The sequence below is a fragment of the Achromobacter sp. MUI-25009338 genome (assembly GCF_057359325.1).
Window position 1 is genome coordinate 3,092,223 of the sequence record NZ_CM170627.1, and the last position, 17,949, is coordinate 3,110,171.

14 protein-coding genes and 1 pseudogene are annotated in these 17,949 nt (G+C 68.4%); all 15 read right to left on the reverse strand.

All coding sequences use genetic code 11. The features are described from left to right. Nucleotides 1-83: 83 nt before the first annotated feature. Complete coding sequence (gene ubiT, locus AC1IQ6_RS14655) at nucleotides 84-527, reverse strand: ubiquinone anaerobic biosynthesis accessory factor UbiT (protein ID WP_209166563.1); 444 nt, start codon at nucleotides 525-527, stop codon at nucleotides 84-86. Next, on the reverse strand, nucleotides 524-1,423 hold the full coding sequence (locus AC1IQ6_RS14660) for a U32 family peptidase (protein WP_111825216.1): 900 nt from the start codon (nucleotides 1,421-1,423) through the stop codon (nucleotides 524-526). The genes ubiT and AC1IQ6_RS14660 overlap by 4 nt, the downstream gene beginning before the upstream one ends. Then, the gene (gene ubiU / locus AC1IQ6_RS14665) at nucleotides 1,414-2,430 is read right to left on the reverse strand and encodes a ubiquinone anaerobic biosynthesis protein UbiU (RefSeq protein WP_102771058.1); all 1,017 of its coding nucleotides are present in this window, start codon (nucleotides 2,428-2,430) and stop codon (nucleotides 1,414-1,416) included. The genes AC1IQ6_RS14660 and ubiU overlap by 10 nt, the downstream gene beginning before the upstream one ends. A gap of 161 nt (nucleotides 2,431-2,591) precedes the next feature. After that, nucleotides 2,592-3,263 carry a response regulator gene (locus tag AC1IQ6_RS14670; RefSeq protein WP_102771057.1) on the reverse strand — a complete coding sequence of 224 codons (672 nt, stop codon included), beginning with the start codon at nucleotides 3,261-3,263 and terminating at the stop codon, nucleotides 2,592-2,594. Between the two features lie 13 nt (nucleotides 3,264-3,276). Then, nucleotides 3,277-5,209: pseudogene (locus AC1IQ6_RS14675) on the reverse strand (type IV pili methyl-accepting chemotaxis transducer N-terminal domain-containing protein). Nucleotides 5,210-5,304: 95 nt separating this feature from the next. Beyond that, on the reverse strand, nucleotides 5,305-5,802 hold the full coding sequence (gene mobB / locus AC1IQ6_RS14680) for a molybdopterin-guanine dinucleotide biosynthesis protein B (protein WP_485864821.1): 498 nt from the start codon (nucleotides 5,800-5,802) through the stop codon (nucleotides 5,305-5,307). Beyond that, nucleotides 5,799-6,482 carry a carbonic anhydrase gene (locus AC1IQ6_RS14685; protein ID WP_485864822.1) on the reverse strand — a complete coding sequence of 228 codons (684 nt, stop codon included), beginning with the start codon at nucleotides 6,480-6,482 and terminating at the stop codon, nucleotides 5,799-5,801. Before AC1IQ6_RS14685 ends, mobB begins: the two co-directional genes overlap by 4 nt. A gap of 1 nt (nucleotide 6,483) precedes the next feature. After that, the gene (gene moaA / locus AC1IQ6_RS14690) at nucleotides 6,484-7,482 is read right to left on the reverse strand and encodes a GTP 3',8-cyclase MoaA (protein WP_102771053.1); all 999 of its coding nucleotides are present in this window, start codon (nucleotides 7,480-7,482) and stop codon (nucleotides 6,484-6,486) included. Continuing rightward, on the reverse strand, nucleotides 7,479-8,240 hold the full coding sequence (locus AC1IQ6_RS14695) for a peptidylprolyl isomerase (RefSeq protein WP_485864823.1): 762 nt from the start codon (nucleotides 8,238-8,240) through the stop codon (nucleotides 7,479-7,481). Before AC1IQ6_RS14695 ends, moaA begins: the two co-directional genes overlap by 4 nt. 22 nt (nucleotides 8,241-8,262) lie before the next feature. Next, the gene (gene narI, locus AC1IQ6_RS14700) at nucleotides 8,263-8,946 is read right to left on the reverse strand and encodes a respiratory nitrate reductase subunit gamma (protein ID WP_102771051.1); all 684 of its coding nucleotides are present in this window, start codon (nucleotides 8,944-8,946) and stop codon (nucleotides 8,263-8,265) included. An 18-nt stretch (nucleotides 8,947-8,964) separates the two neighbouring features. Next, nucleotides 8,965-9,606 carry a nitrate reductase molybdenum cofactor assembly chaperone gene (gene narJ, locus AC1IQ6_RS14705; RefSeq protein WP_485864824.1) on the reverse strand — a complete coding sequence of 214 codons (642 nt, stop codon included), beginning with the start codon at nucleotides 9,604-9,606 and terminating at the stop codon, nucleotides 8,965-8,967. Nucleotides 9,607-9,620: 14 nt separating this feature from the next. Further along, a complete protein-coding gene (narH, locus tag AC1IQ6_RS14710; RefSeq protein WP_485864825.1) occupies nucleotides 9,621-11,189 on the reverse strand; it encodes a nitrate reductase subunit beta in 1,569 nt (522 codons plus the stop codon). Continuing rightward, nucleotides 11,186-14,929 (reverse strand): nitrate reductase subunit alpha, encoded by a 3,744-nt coding sequence (locus tag AC1IQ6_RS14715; RefSeq protein WP_485864826.1) that lies wholly within the window; start codon nucleotides 14,927-14,929, stop codon nucleotides 11,186-11,188. The genes narH and AC1IQ6_RS14715 overlap by 4 nt, the downstream gene beginning before the upstream one ends. A 153-nt stretch (nucleotides 14,930-15,082) precedes the next feature. Next, nucleotides 15,083-16,468 (reverse strand): NarK family nitrate/nitrite MFS transporter, encoded by a 1,386-nt coding sequence (locus AC1IQ6_RS14720; protein ID WP_485864827.1) that lies wholly within the window; start codon nucleotides 16,466-16,468, stop codon nucleotides 15,083-15,085. Nucleotides 16,469-16,495: 27 nt separating this feature from the next. Beyond that, nucleotides 16,496-17,758, reverse strand: coding sequence for an MFS transporter (locus AC1IQ6_RS14725; RefSeq protein WP_209166556.1), 1,263 nt, complete (start codon nucleotides 17,756-17,758; stop codon nucleotides 16,496-16,498). Nucleotides 17,759-17,949 lie beyond the last annotated feature (191 nt).

Sequence of the window (17,949 nt, forward strand, 5' to 3'; positions counted from 1 at the left end):
CTCTCTGGTTTCGTTATGGAAGGGAACTGTCCCTCGCTATAGTAGCCGCCCTCCCAGGCGAATGGACCAGAGGCCGCGCGCGGTCAGGGCCGCAGCGGCGCGTCCACGCCGGCGGCGCGCTGCAGCCAGGCCGGCCGGGGCGCGGCGTCCAGCCAGTTCTTGACGATCAGGCCCAGTTCGGTGTCGCCCGATATGCGCAGGCGGCGCTGGAAGAACAGCGTGTCGGCGTCGGTTTCCTGGCGCATCAACGCCAGCAGCTCGGCCGCCTTGGCGCCCAGCTCCAGTTCGGCCGGCGCGCCGTCCCAGACGGGCCGGAACGCGCCGCGCTTCACGGTGAAGCAGTTGCGCAGGCCCAGGTCCTCGACCGTGATGGCGAAGCTGCGCCCTTCCAGTTCCGGCGGCGGCGCCAGCCATTTGAGGCGGCGCGCCACTTCGAGGCCGGCGACGAAGTGCAGCGACACCAGCGGCGTGGGCAGGCGCCGGCCGATGCGGGCCAGCATGGCGGGCAGGACGATGGGCGGGCTCATGCCGCTTCCTCCAGCAGATCGATGCCCGCGCGGCCATGGAAATAGCCGTTGCAGCGTTCGATGCCCGCCGGCGGCGCCACCGGGACCGGCCGGCGGCCCTGGCGCATCGCGTCGAGCGCGGCCACGGCTTCCAGCGTGCCCGACGATTGCGGACTGACGCGCAGCACCTCCACGCCGAGCGCGGCCAGGCTGGGCGCCAGCGGCAGCAGGTCCAGGCAGGCCGCGGACTGCACCTGGATGCCGTTGATGGCCAGGAAGCCGCGCGATTCGCGGGTGCGCATGTCCAGGCCGTCGGGATGCTCGATGCAGCGGAAACCGCAGTCGTCCTTCTTCAGGCGGAAGTGGCGCGCCGTGAAGCAGCGCGCCGAAAACGCCAGCGCCATGCGGCCCCACACCAAGGCCTCGGCCTCCAGTCCCACGGGCCGTTCCTGCAACAGGCGGCCCAGGGTCTCGGCGTCCATTTCCAGCGGCGCGACGAAGCGCACGGCGCCGCGCTGCGCGAGCCAGTCCAGCGTGCCGCCGTGGTAGGCGTTCAGGTGCGGGCCGGCCACAAATGGGCGACCGGCCAGGTGGCGTATGGCGCCGATCTCGCCAGCCTCGACCGGAAAGTCGTCCTGCTCGCACAGTTTCCTGAGCGCGGCGGCCTCGGCGCCGGTCTCGATCAGCGTGCGGCCCGAGAGCACCACGGTCTTACCGGCGGCGCGCAGGTCGCGCGCCAGGTCCAGCCAGTCGTCGGCGCGCAGCTCGTGGCGGCGGCTGCACACGGTTTCGCCCACGTAGAGGATGTCGGCCGGGCTGTCGGCCAGCGCGGCGTAGAAGTCCAGCGTGTCGCGCCGCGGCCAGTAGTACAGCAGAGGGCCGACCGAGATCTGGAAGAAGTTGGGCGTTATTTCCATGGACGTTCGAATGCCCCTTGAGTGACCTGGGAACCCTCGGCATGGCGCGCCAGCATGGCGTTCCATTCGGGGCGCGGAGAAAAACGCGCGGCGTCGGCATGCGCGCTGTCGAGCGCGGCGCGCAGCGTGGACACCACTTGCGTGACGTAGGCCGGGCTGCGCTGGCGGCCTTCGATCTTGATGGCGGACACGCCCATCCCGGCCAGGCGCGGCAGCAGGCCGATGGCGTTCAGGCTGGTGGGCTCTTCGAGCGCGTGGTCGGATTGGCCGTCGACCTCGAAGCGGCCCTTGCACAGCGTGGGATACGCGGCCGGCTCGCCCGGTTCGTAGCGGTCGATCAGGATGCCGTTCAGGCGCGCGTCCATGCGGCCGTCGGTTTCCTCCCAGCGCACCGCGTGCGCCGGCGAGCACACGCCCTTGTTGTTGGGCGAGTCGCCGGTGGCGTAGGACGACAGCAGGCAGCGGCCTTCGGCCATGACGCACAGGCTGCCGAAGCCGAAGACCTCGACCTCGACGCTGACGTTGGCGCAGATGCGCGCGATCTCGGCCAGCGTCAGCACGCGCGGCAGCACCACGCGGCGGATGCCGAATTGTTCCTTCATGAGCTCGATGGCGTCGGCGTGGGTGGCCGAGCCCTGCACCGACAGGTGCAGGCGCAGGTCGGGATAGCGGTCGCTGGCGTAGGCCAGCAGGCCCGGATCGGCCATGATGACTGCGTCGGCGCCCAGGCCGTGGGCCGCGTCCACGGCGGCGCGCCATTCCTGCGCCCTGCCCGCCTGCACGAAGGTGTTGATGGCGAACAGCACCTGGCGCTTGCGGCTGTGGGCCAGCTCCACGCCGGCGCGGATGTCGGCTTCGGTGAAATTGAGCCCGGCGAAGTTGCGCGCGTTGGTGGCGTTCTTCAGGCCGAGATAGACGGTGTCGGCGCCGGCCTCCAGCGCCGCTTTCAGCGCAGCCAGGCTGCCGGCGGGAGCCACGAGCTCCATGGGTGAGGTTCGAGTATGCATGCCGGCCAGTCTATGGGCCGGGGGCATGCCGGGCCTTGTCGCAGATCAAACGCGGGGGGGTGGGATGGCGGCTGGCGCCGCCTGATGGGTGCAGCGCGAGAGATTCCGCGCAAGAACCCGGCCATCGAACGCGCGAAACCCATCAGGCGGCGCCAGCCGCCCTATTCCTCCACATACAACCCATGCTCCACCGCGTACACCGCCACCTGCACCCGACTGGTGAGATTGAGCTTCTTCAGCACGTTCTGCACATGGATCTTGACCGTGCTTTCGCTCACGTCGAGTTCGCGCGCGATGACCTTGTTGCTGGCGCCGCGCGCCAGCCACTGCACGATCTGCCGTTCGCGCGCGGTCAGGCGGTGGCGGTCGCCGCTGCCCGCGGCCTGCGCGCCCGCCCCGCCCTGGCCGGCCTGGCCGCGGAACTGCTCGACCAGCTTGGCGGTCATGCTGTCGGCGATCACCGGCTCGCCGCCGGCGGCGCGGCGGATGGCGGCGGTCAGCGCGTCGGCGTCAATGTTCTTGACCAGGTAGCCGCGCGCGCCGTCGCGCAGCGCCTGGCCCAGCTCGTCGGCCTCTTCGGAAACGGTCAGGATGATGACGGCGCAGGACGGCAGGTCCTGCGTCAGCAGCTGCAGGGTTTCCAACCCGGACAGCCCGGGCAGGTTGAGGTCGAGCAGCACCACGTCGGGCTTGAGCTCCTTGGCGCGCTTTAGGCCTTCGACCCCGTCGCCGGCCTCGGCCACGACCTCGAAGTCCGGCTGGCGCTGCAGCAGCAGGCGCACGCCCGAACGGAACAGGGTGTGGTCGTCGACGAGGAGAATACGGATAGGCATGGTCTGGAAAATATCAAGCGGCCTGGCGTTCGCTGCCCGGCAGGTTCAGCCGCACGCGCGTGCCGGCGCCGGGCTGCGATTCGAGTTTTATCATGGCGCGCATGCGGGCGGCGCGCTCGCGCATGATGTGCAGTCCGACATGCGACTCGCCGCGTTCGGCCACCTCGGCGGGGTCGAACCCCTGGCCGTTGTCGGCCACCAGCAGGCTGAAATCGCGGCCGTTGTCGACGGCGACTTCGACGCGGTCGGCCTCGGAATGCTTGCGCACGTTGGACAGGGCTTCCTGCAGGATGAACAGCACCTGCAGCTGCTGCTCCGGCGGCAGCGGCGCGCCCTGCCCCTGGCCGAAGCGCAGCTCGGTGGCGATGCCGGTCTGGCGGCGGAAGCGCTCCACCGTATCCTCGATGGCGGCCTGCAGGTCGCCCTGGGCCAGCTTGCTGCGGAAGTTGGTCAGCAGCTCGCGCACGTCCTGGTAGCTTTCGTCCACGCCGGCGCGCAGCAGCGGCAGGATTTCCTCGATTTCGTCGGCGTCGCCGCGCTTGACCGCCGCGTCCAGCATCTGCAGCTGCAGATTCAGGAAATTCAGGCCCTGGGCCAGGCTGTCGTGCAGCCCCTGGGCCACCAGCCCGCGCTCCTGCACCACGGCCAGCTGGCGCGCCTGCGCGCCCAGGCGCCGGTTGTCCAGCGCCACGCCCAGGTGCCGCCCCAGCGTTTCCAGCATCTGCGATTCCCCCGGCGTGAGCTGTCGCTCCCGGCGGAAATGCAGCGAGTACGAACCCAGCACCTCGTCGCGCGTGACGATGCGGAACACCGCCACGCTGGCGTAGCCTTCGCGCCGGCAGCTCAGGCTGCTGGCCTGCGCCGCCTTGCTCAGGTCCTGGATGACGATGACGCTCTTCTGGCGCGTGGCCGTGCCGCAATAGCAGTCGTCCACGTTCATGCAATGCTCGGACTCGACCAGCGCGTCGGACAGGCCGACCGAGACCATCAGGTTCAGCTTGTCGGTGGCCGGGTCGAGCGCGCGGATGCTGCCGCCTTCGGCGTCGAACTGCAGCATCACGCGGCGCAGGAAGCCGTCGCACAGCGCCTCGATCTCGTTGGGCTGGTTCAGGAAGGCCGCCATGTCGTAGAGCGCGCCGATGTCGCGGTTCTGCGCGGCCAGCTGGGCGGTTTTTTCCTCCACGCGCCGTTCCAGGCCGGTGTAGAGATCCTGCAATTCGTCGGCCATGCGGTTGTAGCCGCGCCAGCACGCCGAACTCGTCCTGGCTTTCCACCGGCAGCCGGGTGCTGAATTCGCGCGCGGCCATGCGCTGCAGGCCGTCGCGCAGGCGCAGCACCGGCGAGATGATCCACAGATACAGCAGGTAGATCATGGCCAGGGTGCCGGCGCTGGCGATGGCGGCCAGCACGCCCTGCGACAGGCGCAGCGAAGCGGTCTTGCCGGCGTTGTCCTGCTCGATCATGCGCACCAGCGAATCGGCGCGCTCGACGAACTCCGGCAGCGTTTCCAGGTAGGCCGCGGCGCTGGGCTGCCCCAGGGCGCGCAGGGCCACCGGTTTCATGATGTCGTTCCAGTAGCTGGCCACTTCCCGCCACTGGAGCCGGATGGCCTCGTCGTTGGGCAGGAACAGCGGACGGGCCGGATTGCCGCGCTCCAGGCGCGCGATGGTGTCGTCCATGACGTCGATCTGCTCGCGCGTGCGGAACTCGCGCCCGGCCTGCGGCCGCATCAGCTCCACCGCCACGCGGTTGGCCCGCATGCGCAGGCTGCCGGTGTCGTTGATGGCCGCGCCGGCGCCCTCCAGCTGCCAGGAGACCCACAGCGTCCAGCTGACCATGGCCAGCACCACCACCAGGGCTACCAGGGAACTGGCGACGATGCGCGTGGACAGCCGGTGCCGGGGCGATGGCAGGCTGTCGGAGTCGGCAGGAGCTGGCGGATTCATGGGGTTGGGAGCGGTCTGCGCCCGTGGAGCGGTATAACGGCCATCAGTGTAGCCCGACGCGCCCGCCGGCCCCGGCCGCGCGGCGGCCCGGACGTTCACGTCAGCCCCAGGGCGCGGCAGATGAAGGTCGCGACCTCGGCCGGCTGGCCCAGCGGAAGACACGGCAGTGCGATATCGAGCGGCACGTCGGTCGCAACCGCCAGGAAACCGGGGTCTTCGGCATGCAGCGGCGGCTTGCCCACGGCCGGCCGGTAGACTTCCAGCCGCGGCACCTCGGCGCGCTTGAAGCCTTCGACCAGCACCAGGTCGGCCGGCGACAGGCGCGCCAGCTGCTCGTCCAGCGTGGGTTCGGGCGCGCCGCGCAGTTCGTGGACGATGGCGAAGCGAAACGGCGAGGCGATCATCACCTCCTGGGCGCCCGCCGCGCGAAAGCGCGCGCTGTCCTTGGCCGGCGGCTCCATCTGGAAATCGTGGTGGCTGTGCTTGACCACGTTGACCTTGAGGCCGCGCGCGGCCAGCACCGGCAGCATGGCCTCTATCAGGGTGGTCTTGCCGCTGCCGGACCGGCCGGCGATAGCGAAAACTGGGCTCATCCTAGCTCCGTGAACAATGGGCATACGATGGGCAGAAACGCGTCCGCCCGGGCCGAGTATGCCAGCAAAGCGCCGGCGGCCAGGTCGAAGTACCAGCCATGCAGGGTCAGGCGGCCGGCCTCCAGCGCCCGGCGCACGAAGGACAGCTCTTCCAGGTTGCGCAGCGAGATCAGGATGGAGGCCTGCTCGCAGGCGCGGCGGCGCTCGGCGGGCGTGGCCTCGGGCATCTGCTGCAGCACCCGGCTGCGCGCCGGCTCGGCGATGTCCATCCAGCGCTCGATGTAGTCGGGCTCGCCGCCCGCGTCGGCGCGCCGCGCGGGTCGGCTGCCCGACCCGCGCTCCATCAGGGTGCGGATGCCGCCGCATTGCCCGTGGCCCAGCACGATGACGCGGCTGACCTGCAGCTGCTCGACCGCGAACTGGATGGCCGCCAGCACGCCTTGCAGGCCGCGGTCCATGTTGGACGGCGGCACCAGGTTGGCCACGTTGCGCACCGTGAAGATGTCTCCCGGGTCGCAGCCCAGCAGCATGGCGGGGTCGACGCGCGAATCGCAGCAGCCGATCAGCAGCGTGCTGGGGTGCTGCCCGTCTCGCAGGCTGCGGTACAGCGAGGGCGCGTCCTCGTAGTACTGCTGCTGGAAACGCTGGAAACCGTCGACCAGGCGTTCGATGTCGCGCATATCATCCTCCCGTCTGGGCCATGAACCGTACGATGCGTTCCGGCCGGCTGGAGAACTCGTGCCGCTCCGGCTTGGCCGCGATGCCGGCCCGGATGGCGCGCACCAGGTCGGCGTCGCTCGCGCCTTCGCGCAGCAGCCGGCCCAGCGGCACCTGGTCTTCCTGGCCCAGGCACAGGTACAGCGTGCCGTCCACGCCCAGCCGGACGCGATTACAGCTGGCGCAGAAATGGCGCGACATGGGCGTGATCACGCCCAGCGCCGGCGCGCCATCGCCCGTGCCCCAGTAGCGCGCGGGGCCGCCGCCCGCGGGCGCCAGCGCCGGCACCAGGCCGGCGTCGCGGGCCAGGCGCGCGCCCATCGCGTTCAGGTCGGTATGGCTGAACCCGCGGCCGCACTCGCCCATCGGCATGGGCTCGATCAGACGCAGCACGAAGCCCTGCGCCAGTGCGTAGTCCAGCAACCGGCGCACCTCGGCCTCGGGCGTGGCCGCGTGCACCACGCTGTTGAGCTTGATGGGCGCGAAGCCCGCGCGGCGCGCCGCGTCCAGGCCTTCCAGCACCGATGCCAGGCAGTCGCGGCCGGTGATGCGGCCGAAGGCGGCCGCGTCCAGCGTGTCCAGGCTGACGTTCAGGCGCGTCACGCCGGCGGCGCGCAAGGCCTGTGCGTGGCGCGCGAGCCGGGTGCCGTTGGTCGAGACCGACAGATCCGCCAGCCCCGGCATGGCGGCGATGGCGCCGGCCAGGCCCGCCAGCCCGCGGCGCAACAGCGGCTCGCCGCCGGTCAGCCGGACCTTGCGCACGCCCAGCCCGGCGAACAGGCCGACCAGGCGCTGCATTTCGGCGTGGTCCAGCCAGTTGGCCGGCGTTTCGAAGCCCTTGAAATCCTTGGGCAGGCAATAGCTGCAGCGCAGGTCGCAACGGTCGGTGACGGACACGCGCAGGTAATCGATGCGGCGTCCGTAGCCGTCTTGCAGCGGTGAAGCGGATGGCGCGTCCATCATGCGGGGCCTGCGCTGTAGACCCGCTCGGGTTCGCCGTCGTCCAGGTCGATGCCTTCGATCCGGGCGCGGCCGACCAGCAGCTTGATGTACTGGCGCCAGGCGGTGTCGCGGCTCATGGCCGTGAGCGCCGCGGCGATCTGGCCGGCCACGTGTTCGTAGGGCAGCAGCCGCCCTTCGATGCGGCGCGTCACCCGCAGGATGTGCAGGCCGTGGCGCGTCTGCAGCAGCTGCGGCAGCAGGCCGCCGGCCGGCAGCGCGAACAGCGCGCGCTCGAACTCCGGCACCGTATCGCCGCGGCCCAGCTGGCCCAGGCTGCCGCCGACCGCGGCCGACGGGCAGTTGGACTGCTCGCGCGCCACCTCGGCAAAGCGCGAGGGGTCGGCCAGCAGCGCTTCCAGCACCATGGTGGCGTGCCCGCGCAGCATGTCCAGGTTCACGCCGGGCGTGACCTGGAACAGGATGTGGTCGGCCTCGACCAGCTCGCCCACCATGAAGCGCTCGGGGTGCATCTGGTAATGGCGGCGGCAGGCCGCCTCGTCGGCCTCGGGCGCGGTCGCCTCGCGGGCCAGCAGTTCGCCGATGGCGCCCTCCTCGTCCGTGGCGTCCAGCCCCTGCCGGCCGGCTTCGTCCAGCAGCACGCGGCGCAGCACCAGGGCGGTGACCGCCGCGCGCATGGGATTGTCGGCCTGCTGGTGCTGCGGCAGTTCCTGTTCCAGATCGGCGTCGTTCAGTTCGACGCCATTGACGATGACGGGCATGTTCGGCTCCTGGTGACGGGGTTCAGCGCGGGCGCACCAGCTGCCAGGCGCGGCCCAGGTACCCCAGCGAGGCGAAGCCGCTCCAGATGTGCACCAGCCGGGTGAACGGGAAGATCAGGAACAGCGTCAGGCCCATGAACAGGTGCGCCTTGAACAGGAACGGCGCGTCCGTGATATGGCTGGCGGCGTCGCCGCGGAAGGTGACGATGTGCTGGGCCCAGGTCATCAGGCGCACCATCATTTCGCCGTCCATGTGGCCGGCCGACACGACGATGGTGGACAGGCCCAGCAGCAGCGTGACCAGGATCCACAGCAGCAGCACCTTGTCGCCGGTGCGCGTGGTGGCGCGGATGCGCGGATCGCTCAGGCGGCGGTGGATCAGGATCGCCAGGCCGATCAGGCAGATGATGCCCATGACCCCGCCGGCCGCCATGGCCACGCCCTGCTTGAACGTATGCGACACGCCCAGCGCGTCCCACACCACCACCGGGGTCAGCAGGCCCACCAGATGGCCGAAGAACAGGCCCAGTATGCCGACGTGGAACAGGATGTTGCCCAGCCGCAGCTGACCGCGGTGCAGCAGCTGCGAGCTGTCCGACTTCCAGGTGTACTGCTCGCGCTCGAAGCGCACCAGGCTGCCCAGCAGGAAGATGGCGCCCGCGATATAGGGATAGATGCCGAAGAAGAACTGGTTCAGGGTGTTCATGTTGCGTCGTCCTGAAGATTAATGGGCCATGCGCGGATGGAAGCGCACGGTCTGCGCGCCATCGCCCGAGAACGGCCGCAAGAGCGGTTCCACGCCGTCATGGCCGGCGCCGTACATCTCCATGGCCTCGTCCATGTCGCGTACGGGCGCATCGGTCTGCTCGCGCGGGACCACCCGCGACCGGGCGCGCAGCACGGCGAAGACGCAGGCGTAGGGGCTATCGTCGCGGGCCAGGCGCGCGCCGATCGCCGCCAGCACGTGGATGGCGTCGTCCAGCAGCGCCTGGGCCTGGTCGGGGTCGATCACGCCCAGGAATTCCAGGAACAGCGGCACGTGGTCGGGCAGCTCGGCGGCCACCGGCTCGAAGCCGTGCTGGCGGTAGGTCTGCAGCAGATCCACCATGGCCTGGCCGCGGTCGCGGCTTTCGCCGTGCACGTGTTCGAACAGGTGCAGCGAATGCGAGCGGTTGCGGTCGAAGGTGGCCACGTAGTTCTCCTGCAGCGAAATCAGGTCGTGGGTGGCCAGGTACGCCATCAGCGGCTGCAAGGCCTCTTCGGCGTCGGGATCGTCGGCCAGCGCGGTTTCGATCTCGCCCAGCGCGTCCAGCAGCTCGGGCTCGGGATAACACAGCAAGGCGGAAAGCAGGCGGTACGGACTCATGGTTTTCTCCTTTCCTAGACCGAAGCGGCCTTCTTCTTGCGGGATTTCGGCATCTCGATGAAGATCTCGCTGCCCTGCGGCTTGCGGCCGAACAGGGTGCTGTCCGAAGCGCCGCCCGAGCAGCCGTTGCCGAAGGTGAAGCCGCAGCTGCCCTTCTCGTTGAAGCTGTCCTCGACCATCTCCTTGTGGCTGGACGGAATGACGAAGCGGTCCTCGTAGTCGGCGATGGCCATGATCTTGTACATGTCCTGCACCATTTCCTCGGACAGCCCGACCGGCGCCAGCACGCTGGTGTCGCGCTCGCCATGCACGGTTTCCGAACGCTTGTAGGCGCGCATGGCCAGCATGCGTTCCAGCGCCAGCAGCACCGGGGCCTCCTTGCCGGCGGTCAGCAGGTTGGCCAGGTAGCGCACCGGAATGCGCAGGCTGGAGACGTCCGGGATGATGGCGGTCTTGCCCAGGGTGCGCTGCGGCATCTTGCCCGACTCGGCGGCCGACTGGATCGGCGACAGCGGCGGGATGTACCAGACCATCGGAAGCGTGCGGTATTCCGGGTGCAGCGGGAAGGCGACGCGCCATTGCACCGCCATCTTGTAGACCGGCGAATTGCGCGCGGCCTCCAGCCAGGCTTCCGGGATGCCCTGCTCGCGCGCGGCGGCGATGACCTCGGGCGAGTGCGGGTCCAGGAAGAGGCCGAGCTGCGATTCGTACAGGTCCTGCTCGCTGGCCACGGACGCCGCGGACTCGATGCGGTCGGCGTCGTACAGCAGCACGCCCAGGTAGCGGATGCGGCCCACGCAGGTTTCCGAGCAGACCGTGGGCTGGCCGGCCTCGATGCGCGGATAGCAGAAGGTGCACTTCTCGGCCTTGCCGCTGTTCCAGTTGTAGTAGATCTTCTTGTACGGGCAGCCCGAGATGCACATGCGCCAGCCGCGGCACTTGTCCTGGTCGACCAGCACGATGCCGTCGTCTTCGCGCTTGTAGATCGAGCCGGACGGACAGCTTGCCACGCAGGTCGGGTTCAGGCAGTGCTCGCACAGGCGCGGCAGGTACATCATGAAGGTGTTCTCGAAGGTCGAGTACATCTCTTTCTGCACGCCCTCGAACAGCGCGTCGCGGCTGCGCGCGCTGAACTCGCCGCCCAGGTCGTCTTCCCAGTTCGGGCCCCAGTGGATCTTGTCCATCTTCTGGCCGGTCAGCACCGACACCGGCCGCGCCGTCGGTGGCGTCTGCGACAGCGGCGCGTTCTTCAGGTGCTCGTAGTCGAAGGTGAACGGCTCGTAGTAGTCGTCGATCTGCGGCAGGTTCGGGTTGGCGAACAGGTTGGCCAGGATGCGCACCTTGCTGCCCTGGCGCGGTTCGAGCTTGCCAGCGGCGTTGCGGACCCAGCCGCCCTTCCACTTGGCCTGGTTCTCCCATTCCTTGGGATAGCCGATGCCGGGCTTGGTCTCGACGTTGTTGAACCAGGCGTACTCGACGCCGTCGCGGCTGGTCCAGACGTTCTTGCAGGTGACCGAGCAAGTGTGGCAGCCGATGCACTTGTCCAGGTTCAGCACCATGCCGATTTGGGCGCGTATCCTCATGATTGCTTCTCTTCCTCTTGCGATTCTTCGACGAGCGGGCCTTCCAGCCAGTCCACCTTTTTCATCTTGCGCAGCACCACGAACTCGTCGCGGTTGGCGCCCACCGTGCCGTAGTAATTGAAGCCATAGGCCTGCTGGGCGTAGCCGCCGATCATGTGGGTGGGCTTGAGCACCGTGCGCGTGACCGAGTTGTGGATGCCGCCGCGCTTGCCGCTGGTTTCGGCGCCGGGCACGTTCACGATCTTTTCCTGCGCGTGGTACATCAGACACATGCCCACCGGCACGCGCTGGCTGACCACCACGCGGGCGGTCAGCGTGCCGTTCACGTTGAACACCTCGACCCAGTCGTTGTCGACCAGCCCGGCCTGCCGGGCCTCGGTTTCCGACACCCAGACGTGGGGGCCGCCGCGGCTGAGCGTGAGCATGCGCAGGTTGTCGGAGTACGTGCTGTGGATGCCCCACTTCTGATGCGGCGTGATCCAGTTCAGCACGAGTTCCTTCTCGCCGTTCGGGTAGCGGCCCAGCATGGGCGCCACCGTCTTGGTGTCGATGGCCGGCTTGTACACGCAGAAGCCTTCGCCGAAGTCCAGCATCCAGCGGTGGTCCTGGTAGAACTGCTGGCGGCCGGTCAGCGTGCGCCACGGAATCAGCTCGTGCACGTTGGTGTAGCCGGCGTTGTAGCTGACTTCCTCGCTTTCCAGGCCCGACCAGGTCGGGGCCGAGATGATCTTGCGCGGTTGCGCCACGATGTCGCGGAAGCGGATTTTGTCGTGTTCGCGGCCCAGCGCCAGGTGGGTATGGTCGCGGCCGGTGATCTTGCCCAGCGCCTCCCAGGCCTTGACCGACACGTGGCCGTTGGTCTCGGGCGCGAAGGTCAGGATCATCTCGGCGGCGTCGATGGCGGTGTCCAGGCGCGGACGGCCCTGGCTCACGCCGGCTTCGGCCACGGCCTCGTTCAGGTTGGCCAGCTCGCGCACTTCGTGCTCGGTGTTCCAGCTGATGCCCTTGCCGCCGTTGCCCAGCTTGTCCAGCAAGGGGCCGACCGAGGTGAACTTGCGGTAGATGTCGTTGTAGTCGCGCTCGACCACCGTCATGCTCGGCGCGGTCTTGCCCGGCACCAGGTCGCACTCGCCCAGCTTCCAGTCCTTGGGCTCGAAGGCCTGGCCGAGTTCTCCCGGCGTGTCGTGCATCAGCGGGGTCAGCACCAGGTCGCGGCGCTTGCCCAGGTAGGGGCCGCCGATCTCGCTGAAGCGCTTGGCCAGCAGCTTGTAGATCTCCCAGTCGGTCTTGCTTTCCCACAACGGCTGCACGGCTTCGCTCAACGGGTGGATGAACGGGTGCATGTCCGAGGTGTTGAGGTCGTCCTTTTCGTACCAGGTGGCCGTGGGCAGCACGATGTCGCCGTACAGGCAGGTCGTGCTCATGCGGAAGTCCAGCACCGTCAGCAGGTCGAGCTTGCCCTGGGCCGCGTCTTCATGGTAGGTGACTTCGGACGGCCGGATGGCCTGGGCCTCGTCGCCGAACACCGCGTTCTGCGTGCCCAGCAGGTACTTCAGGAAGTACTCGTGGCCCTTGCCGCTGGAGCCCAGGATGTTGGAGCGCCACACGAACATGTTGCGCGGGAAGTTGGCCGGGTCGTCCGGGTTCTCGCAGGCCATGCGCAGTTCGCCGGATTTGAGCTTTTCGGCGGCGTGGGCAACCGGGTCCTTGCCGGCCGCGTCGGCCTCGGCCACCACGTCCAGCGGATTGGTGCGCAGCTGCGGCGCCGACGGCAGCCAGCCCATGCGCTCGGCGCGGGCGTTCAGGTCGATCATGCTGAGGTCGGCGTACTTGGCGCGGTCGGCGGTGGGGCCGAGCACTTCGGTGACGTCCAGCTTTTCATGGCGCCACTGGCTGGTGTGGGCGTAGAAGAACGAGGTGCCGTTCATCTGGCGCGGCGGGCGCACCCAGTCTGCGGCGAAGGCCAGCGGGGCCCAGCCGAACTGCGGACGCAGCTTTTCCTGGCCCACGTAGTGCGCCCAGCCGCCGCCGCTCTTGCCCACACAGCCGCACATCATCAGCATGTTGATGATGCCGCGGTAGATCATGTCCATGTGGTACCAGTGGTTCAGGCCGGCGCCGACGATGACCATGGACTTGCCCTCGGTGTCGTGCGCGTTCTGGGCGAACTCGCGCGCCACCTGGATCACCTGCGCGCGCGGCACGCCGGTGTGCTTTTCCTGCCAGGCCGGCGTGTAGGGCACGTCGTCGTCATAGCTGCCGGCGACGTTGCCGCCGCCCAGGCCGCGGTCCAGGCCGTAGTTGGCCATCTGCAGGTCGTACACCGTGGCCACCAGGGCCTCGCCGCCGTCGGCCAGGCGGATGCGGCGCGCCGGCACGTTGCGCACCTGCAGATCGCCATGCTCGCCGCCGAAGTAGGCAAAGCCCACGCCGACCACGGCGTCGGACCGGCCCAGCAGCGTCAGCGTGGGCTCGATCTCGCGGCCGCTGCCGCCGTCCCTGGATTCCAGGTTCCAGCGTCCGACCTTCTCGCCGCCGTTGACGGCGCCCTCGCCCCAGCGAAAGCCGATGCTTCCGTTGGGCGCGACCAGGTCGCCGCTCTTGGCGTCCAGGACCAGCGTCTTCCAGTCGGGATTGTTCTGCTCGCCCAGCGCGCCGTCCAGGTGCGAAGCGCGCAGGAAGTGGTCGGGCACGTAGCAGCCGTCGCGCTCCTTCAACTGCACCAGCATGGGCATGTCGGTGTAGCGGCTCACGTAGTCGCGGAAATAGGCCGAGGCGCCGGACAGGTGGAATTCCTTCAGGATCACATGGCCCATGGCCATGGCCAGCGCCGCGTCGGTGCCCTGCTTGGGGGCCAGCCAGATGTCGCCGAACTTCACCATTTCGCCGTAGTCGCTGGACACGGCCACGGTCTTGGTGCCCTTGTAGCGGACCTCGGTATAGAAGTGGGCGTCGGGCGTGCGGGTCTGGGGCACGTTGGAGCCCCACACCATCAGATAGGTCGAGTTGTACCAGTCAGCCGATTCCGGCACGTCGGTCTGCTCGCCCCAGACCTGCGGGCTGGCCGGCGGCAGGTCGCAGTACCAGTCGTAGAAGCTCAGGCAGGCGCCGCCCAGCAGGCTCAGGTAGCGCGCGCCGGCGGCGTAGCTGACCATGGACATGGCCGGGATCGGCGAAAAGCCGATCAGGCGGTCGGGGCCGAACTTCTTGATCGTGTACGCATTGGCCGCGGCGATGATCTCGGTGGCGGTGTCCCAGTCGGCGCGCACGAAGCCGCCCAGGCCGCGCACGGCCTTGTAGCGCTTGGCGCGCGCCGGGTCCTGGCTGATCCATTCCCAGGCGGCGATGGGGTCCATGGTCTTGCGGGCCTCGCGCCACATTTCCATCAGGCGTCCGCGGATCATCGGATACTTCACGCGCTGGGCCGAATACACGTACCAGCTGTAGGAAGCCCCTCGCGGACAGCCGCGCGGTTCATGGTTGGGCAGGTCCGGCCGCGTGCGCGGGTAGTCGGTCTGCTGGGTCTCCCAGGTGATCAGGCCGTTCTTGACGTACACCTTCCACGAGCACGAACCCGTGCAGTTCACGCCGTGGGTCGAGCGCACCACCTTGTCGTGCTGCCAGCGGGCGCGGTAGGCGTTCTCCCAGCTGCGGTCTTCGTTGACCGTCTCGCCGTGTCCGTTCGCGAAGGTGGACTTCACCCTGGACATGAACTTCAAGCGGTCCAGAAAATGGCTCATTCTCTATTCTCCAAGAGCGCCGGCCCGGCCGGCGCGTAATGCGATCGATGCGGTTGCAATCACTTTAGGCCTGGCCTGTCTGCGGGACCATTGCCCGGTGGCATAGGCCGGGCGCGGCAGAATGACTAGTCACCCCGGCCAAGCGCCCGCCGGTCAGCACGGCACCGGCGCGCCGCGGCGGCCGTAGTACCACCACGTGATCGCCATGCAAGTGGCGTAGAAGGCAATGAAGCAGTACAGCGCGGCCTGCACGCTGCCGGTCATCTCCAGCGAGGTGCCGAAGCTGCGCGGGATGAAGAAGCCGCCGTACGCGCCGATGGCGCCCGAGAAGCCCAGCACCGCGGCCGATTCCTTGGCGGCGTCGGCCAGCGCCTGCTTCTGCGCGGCCGCGTCCTTGCCCTTGGCGGCCTGGATGCGCTCGCGCAGGAAAATCGCGGGGATCATGCGGAACGTGGAACCGTTGCCCACGCCGGTCAGCGCGAACAGCACGATGAACATGGCCAGGAAGCCGTTGAAGTCGCCCGCGCCCGAGGCGCCCGGCAGGTAGGCCACCACGCCCAGCACCGCCGCGATCATGGCGGCGAAAGTGAACAGCGTGACGCGCGCGCCGCCCAGCTTGTCCGAGACCCAGCCGCCGACCGGACGGGTCAGCGAGCCGACCAGCGGGCCCAGGAAGGCGTAGGCCGTGGGATCGACCTGCGGGAACAGGGTCTTGGTCAGCATGGCGAAGCCCGCCGAAAAACCGATGAAGGAGCCGAACGTCCCCACGTACAGCCAGCACATCAGCCAGTTGTGCTTGCGCTTGAAGATGACGGCCTGGTCCGCGAAGGAAGCGCGCGCGTCGGCGATGTCATTCATGCCGAACCAGGCGGCGATGGAGGCCAGCGCGATGGGAATCACCCAGATGAAGCCGGCGTTCTGCAGCCACAGGCTGGGCTGCGCGCCGTCGCGGGTCACCGTCTGGGGATCGCCGCCCAGCACGCCGAACACGCTGGCGGAGATCACCAGCGGCACCACGAACTGCACCACCGACACGCCCAGGTTGCCGATGCCGGCGTTCAGCCCCGTCGCCAGGCCCTTCTTTTCCTTGGGGAAGAAGAAGCTGATGTTGGCCATGCTGGAGCTGAAATTGCCGCCGCCCAGGCCGCACAGCAGCGCCAGGATCAGCAGGGTCGGATAGGTCGTGGTGGGATCGCGCAGCGCGAAGCCCATGCCCAGCGCGGGGATCAGCAGCGAGGCGGTGGAAATGGCGGTCCACTTGCGCCCGCCGAAGACCGGCACCAGGAACGAATAGAAGATGCGCAGCGTGGCGCCCGACAGCGCCGGCAGCGCCGTCAGCCAGAACATCTGGTTCTTCGACAGCATGAAGCCGGCGCGGTCCAGGTTGACCACGACCACGCTCCACAGCATCCAGATGCAGAACGCCAGCATCAGGGCGGGAATGGAGATCCAGAGATTGCGGTTGGCGACGCGCGAACCCGTCTGTTTCCAGAAGCCGGGATTATCCGGCTCCCAGCGCGCCAGGACTTGAGTGGACATGATAGGTGCTCCCAGATTGAGGTTGGATCAGGTGGCGTGTTGCCGGGCCAGCGCCGCGCTTTCCGGCCGGAAACTGAAATGCATGAAGATGAGAGAGACGCAGACCGTGCCGTACAGCAGCATGAAGGCGCTGGAGCGCACGCCCGTGTAGTCGAGCAGGATGCCGAACAGGATGGGCAGCACGAATCCGCCGAGGCCGCCCGCCAGGCCGACGATGCCCGAAACCGCGCCGATGTTCTCGCCGAACTCGTCCGAAATGAACTTGAACACCGAGGCCTTGCCGATCGCCATGGCGATGCCGACCACGAACAGCAGAATGGTGAATACGACCGGTCCGAGCGCGATATCGAAACTGCGCGCGCCCGCGGTGGTCAGCACCGTAAAGTGCGTTTGCGGATAGCTGAGGATGAAGAAGGCGACCCAGCACACCCACATGACCCACCAGGTGGTCTTGTAGGCGCCGTAGCGGTCCGAGATCCAGCCGCCCACCGCGCGCAGCACGCCGCCGGGCAGCGAAAAGCAGGCCGCCAGCAGCGCCGCCAGCTTGATGTCGAAGCCGTACTCGCCGATGTAGTACTTGGTCATCCACAGCGCCAGCGCCACGTAGCCGCCGAACACCACCGAGTAGTACTGGCAATAGCGCCAGACGCGCGGGTCCTTGAGCATGGCGAACTGCGCCGACAGGCTGGCCCCGCCGGTCACCCGGTGCGACGGGTCCGAGGCCGAGAACAGCCAGAACAGCACCGCCGTCACCAGCAGCGCGATCGCATAGACCTGCGGCACGATGATCCACGATCCGGCGGTGGCCGCGATCAGCGCGGGCGCCACGAACTTGGTGATGGCCGAGCCGGAGTTGCCGGCGCCGAACACGCCCATCGCCAGGCCCTGCTTGTTGCGCGGAAACCAGCGCGCCACGTAGGGCGTGCCCACCGAGAACGAGCCCCCGGTCAGGCCCACGAACAGCGCCAGCACCAGGAACTGCCAGTACTGCGTCGCGTAGGACAGCAGCCAGATCGGCACCACGGCCACCAGCATCAGGACGAAGAACACCGGTCTGCCGCCGTAGCGGTCGGTCCAGATGCCCAGCGGCACCCGCACCAGCGAACCGGTCAGCACTGGCATGGCGGCCAGCAGGCCGAATTCGGTTTCGGACAGGCCGAGCTGCGTCTTGATGGGTATGCCCAGTACGGCGAAGATCATCCACACCGCGAAGCAGATGGTGAAGGCGAACGTGCTGGATATCAGGACCCGCATCGGCGCGCCGGCCGAGGAATGACTGGTTGCTGCCATGGTTATTCTCGCTTTGGTCACGAAGAAATCTGACTTGCCCCAAGCCTAAGGACGGCGCGCCTTGCGCACCATTCGCCAGCCGACCAGAAGCGGCCTGTCGATGTGACTAGTCACCCCGCCGTTGCGGCCGGGCTTGCGTTGGATCAATTCGCCAAGCTGGCGATGCGCGGTGCGGCGTATTAATATGCATT

Coding starts and splice junctions, on each gene's coding strand:
- moaA (WP_102771053.1), bottom strand. CDS start 7,482: ATGATGGACGCGCCATCCGCTTCACCGCTGCAAGACGGCTACGGACGC.
- narJ (WP_485864824.1), bottom strand. CDS start 9,606: ATGAGTCCGTACCGCCTGCTTTCCGCCTTGCTGTGTTATCCCGAGCCC.
- narH (WP_485864825.1), bottom strand. CDS start 11,189: ATGAGGATACGCGCCCAAATCGGCATGGTGCTGAACCTGGACAAGTGC.
- AC1IQ6_RS14715 (WP_485864826.1), bottom strand. CDS start 14,929: ATGAGCCATTTTCTGGACCGCTTGAAGTTCATGTCCAGGGTGAAGTCC.
- ubiU (WP_102771058.1), bottom strand. CDS start 2,430: ATGCATACTCGAACCTCACCCATGGAGCTCGTGGCTCCCGCCGGCAGC.
- ubiT (WP_209166563.1), bottom strand. CDS start 527: ATGAGCCCGCCCATCGTCCTGCCCGCCATGCTGGCCCGCATCGGCCGG.
- AC1IQ6_RS14685 (WP_485864822.1), bottom strand. CDS start 6,482: ATGCGCGACATCGAACGCCTGGTCGACGGTTTCCAGCGTTTCCAGCAG.
- AC1IQ6_RS14660 (WP_111825216.1), bottom strand. CDS start 1,423: ATGGAAATAACGCCCAACTTCTTCCAGATCTCGGTCGGCCCTCTGCTG.
- mobB (WP_485864821.1), bottom strand. CDS start 5,802: ATGAGCCCAGTTTTCGCTATCGCCGGCCGGTCCGGCAGCGGCAAGACC.
- AC1IQ6_RS14670 (WP_102771057.1), bottom strand. CDS start 3,263: ATGCCTATCCGTATTCTCCTCGTCGACGACCACACCCTGTTCCGTTCG.
- AC1IQ6_RS14695 (WP_485864823.1), bottom strand. CDS start 8,240: ATGCCCGTCATCGTCAATGGCGTCGAACTGAACGACGCCGATCTGGAA.
- narI (WP_102771051.1), bottom strand. CDS start 8,946: ATGAACACCCTGAACCAGTTCTTCTTCGGCATCTATCCCTATATCGCG.
- AC1IQ6_RS14720 (WP_485864827.1), bottom strand. CDS start 16,468: ATGTCCACTCAAGTCCTGGCGCGCTGGGAGCCGGATAATCCCGGCTTC.
- AC1IQ6_RS14725 (WP_209166556.1), bottom strand. CDS start 17,758: ATGGCAGCAACCAGTCATTCCTCGGCCGGCGCGCCGATGCGGGTCCTG.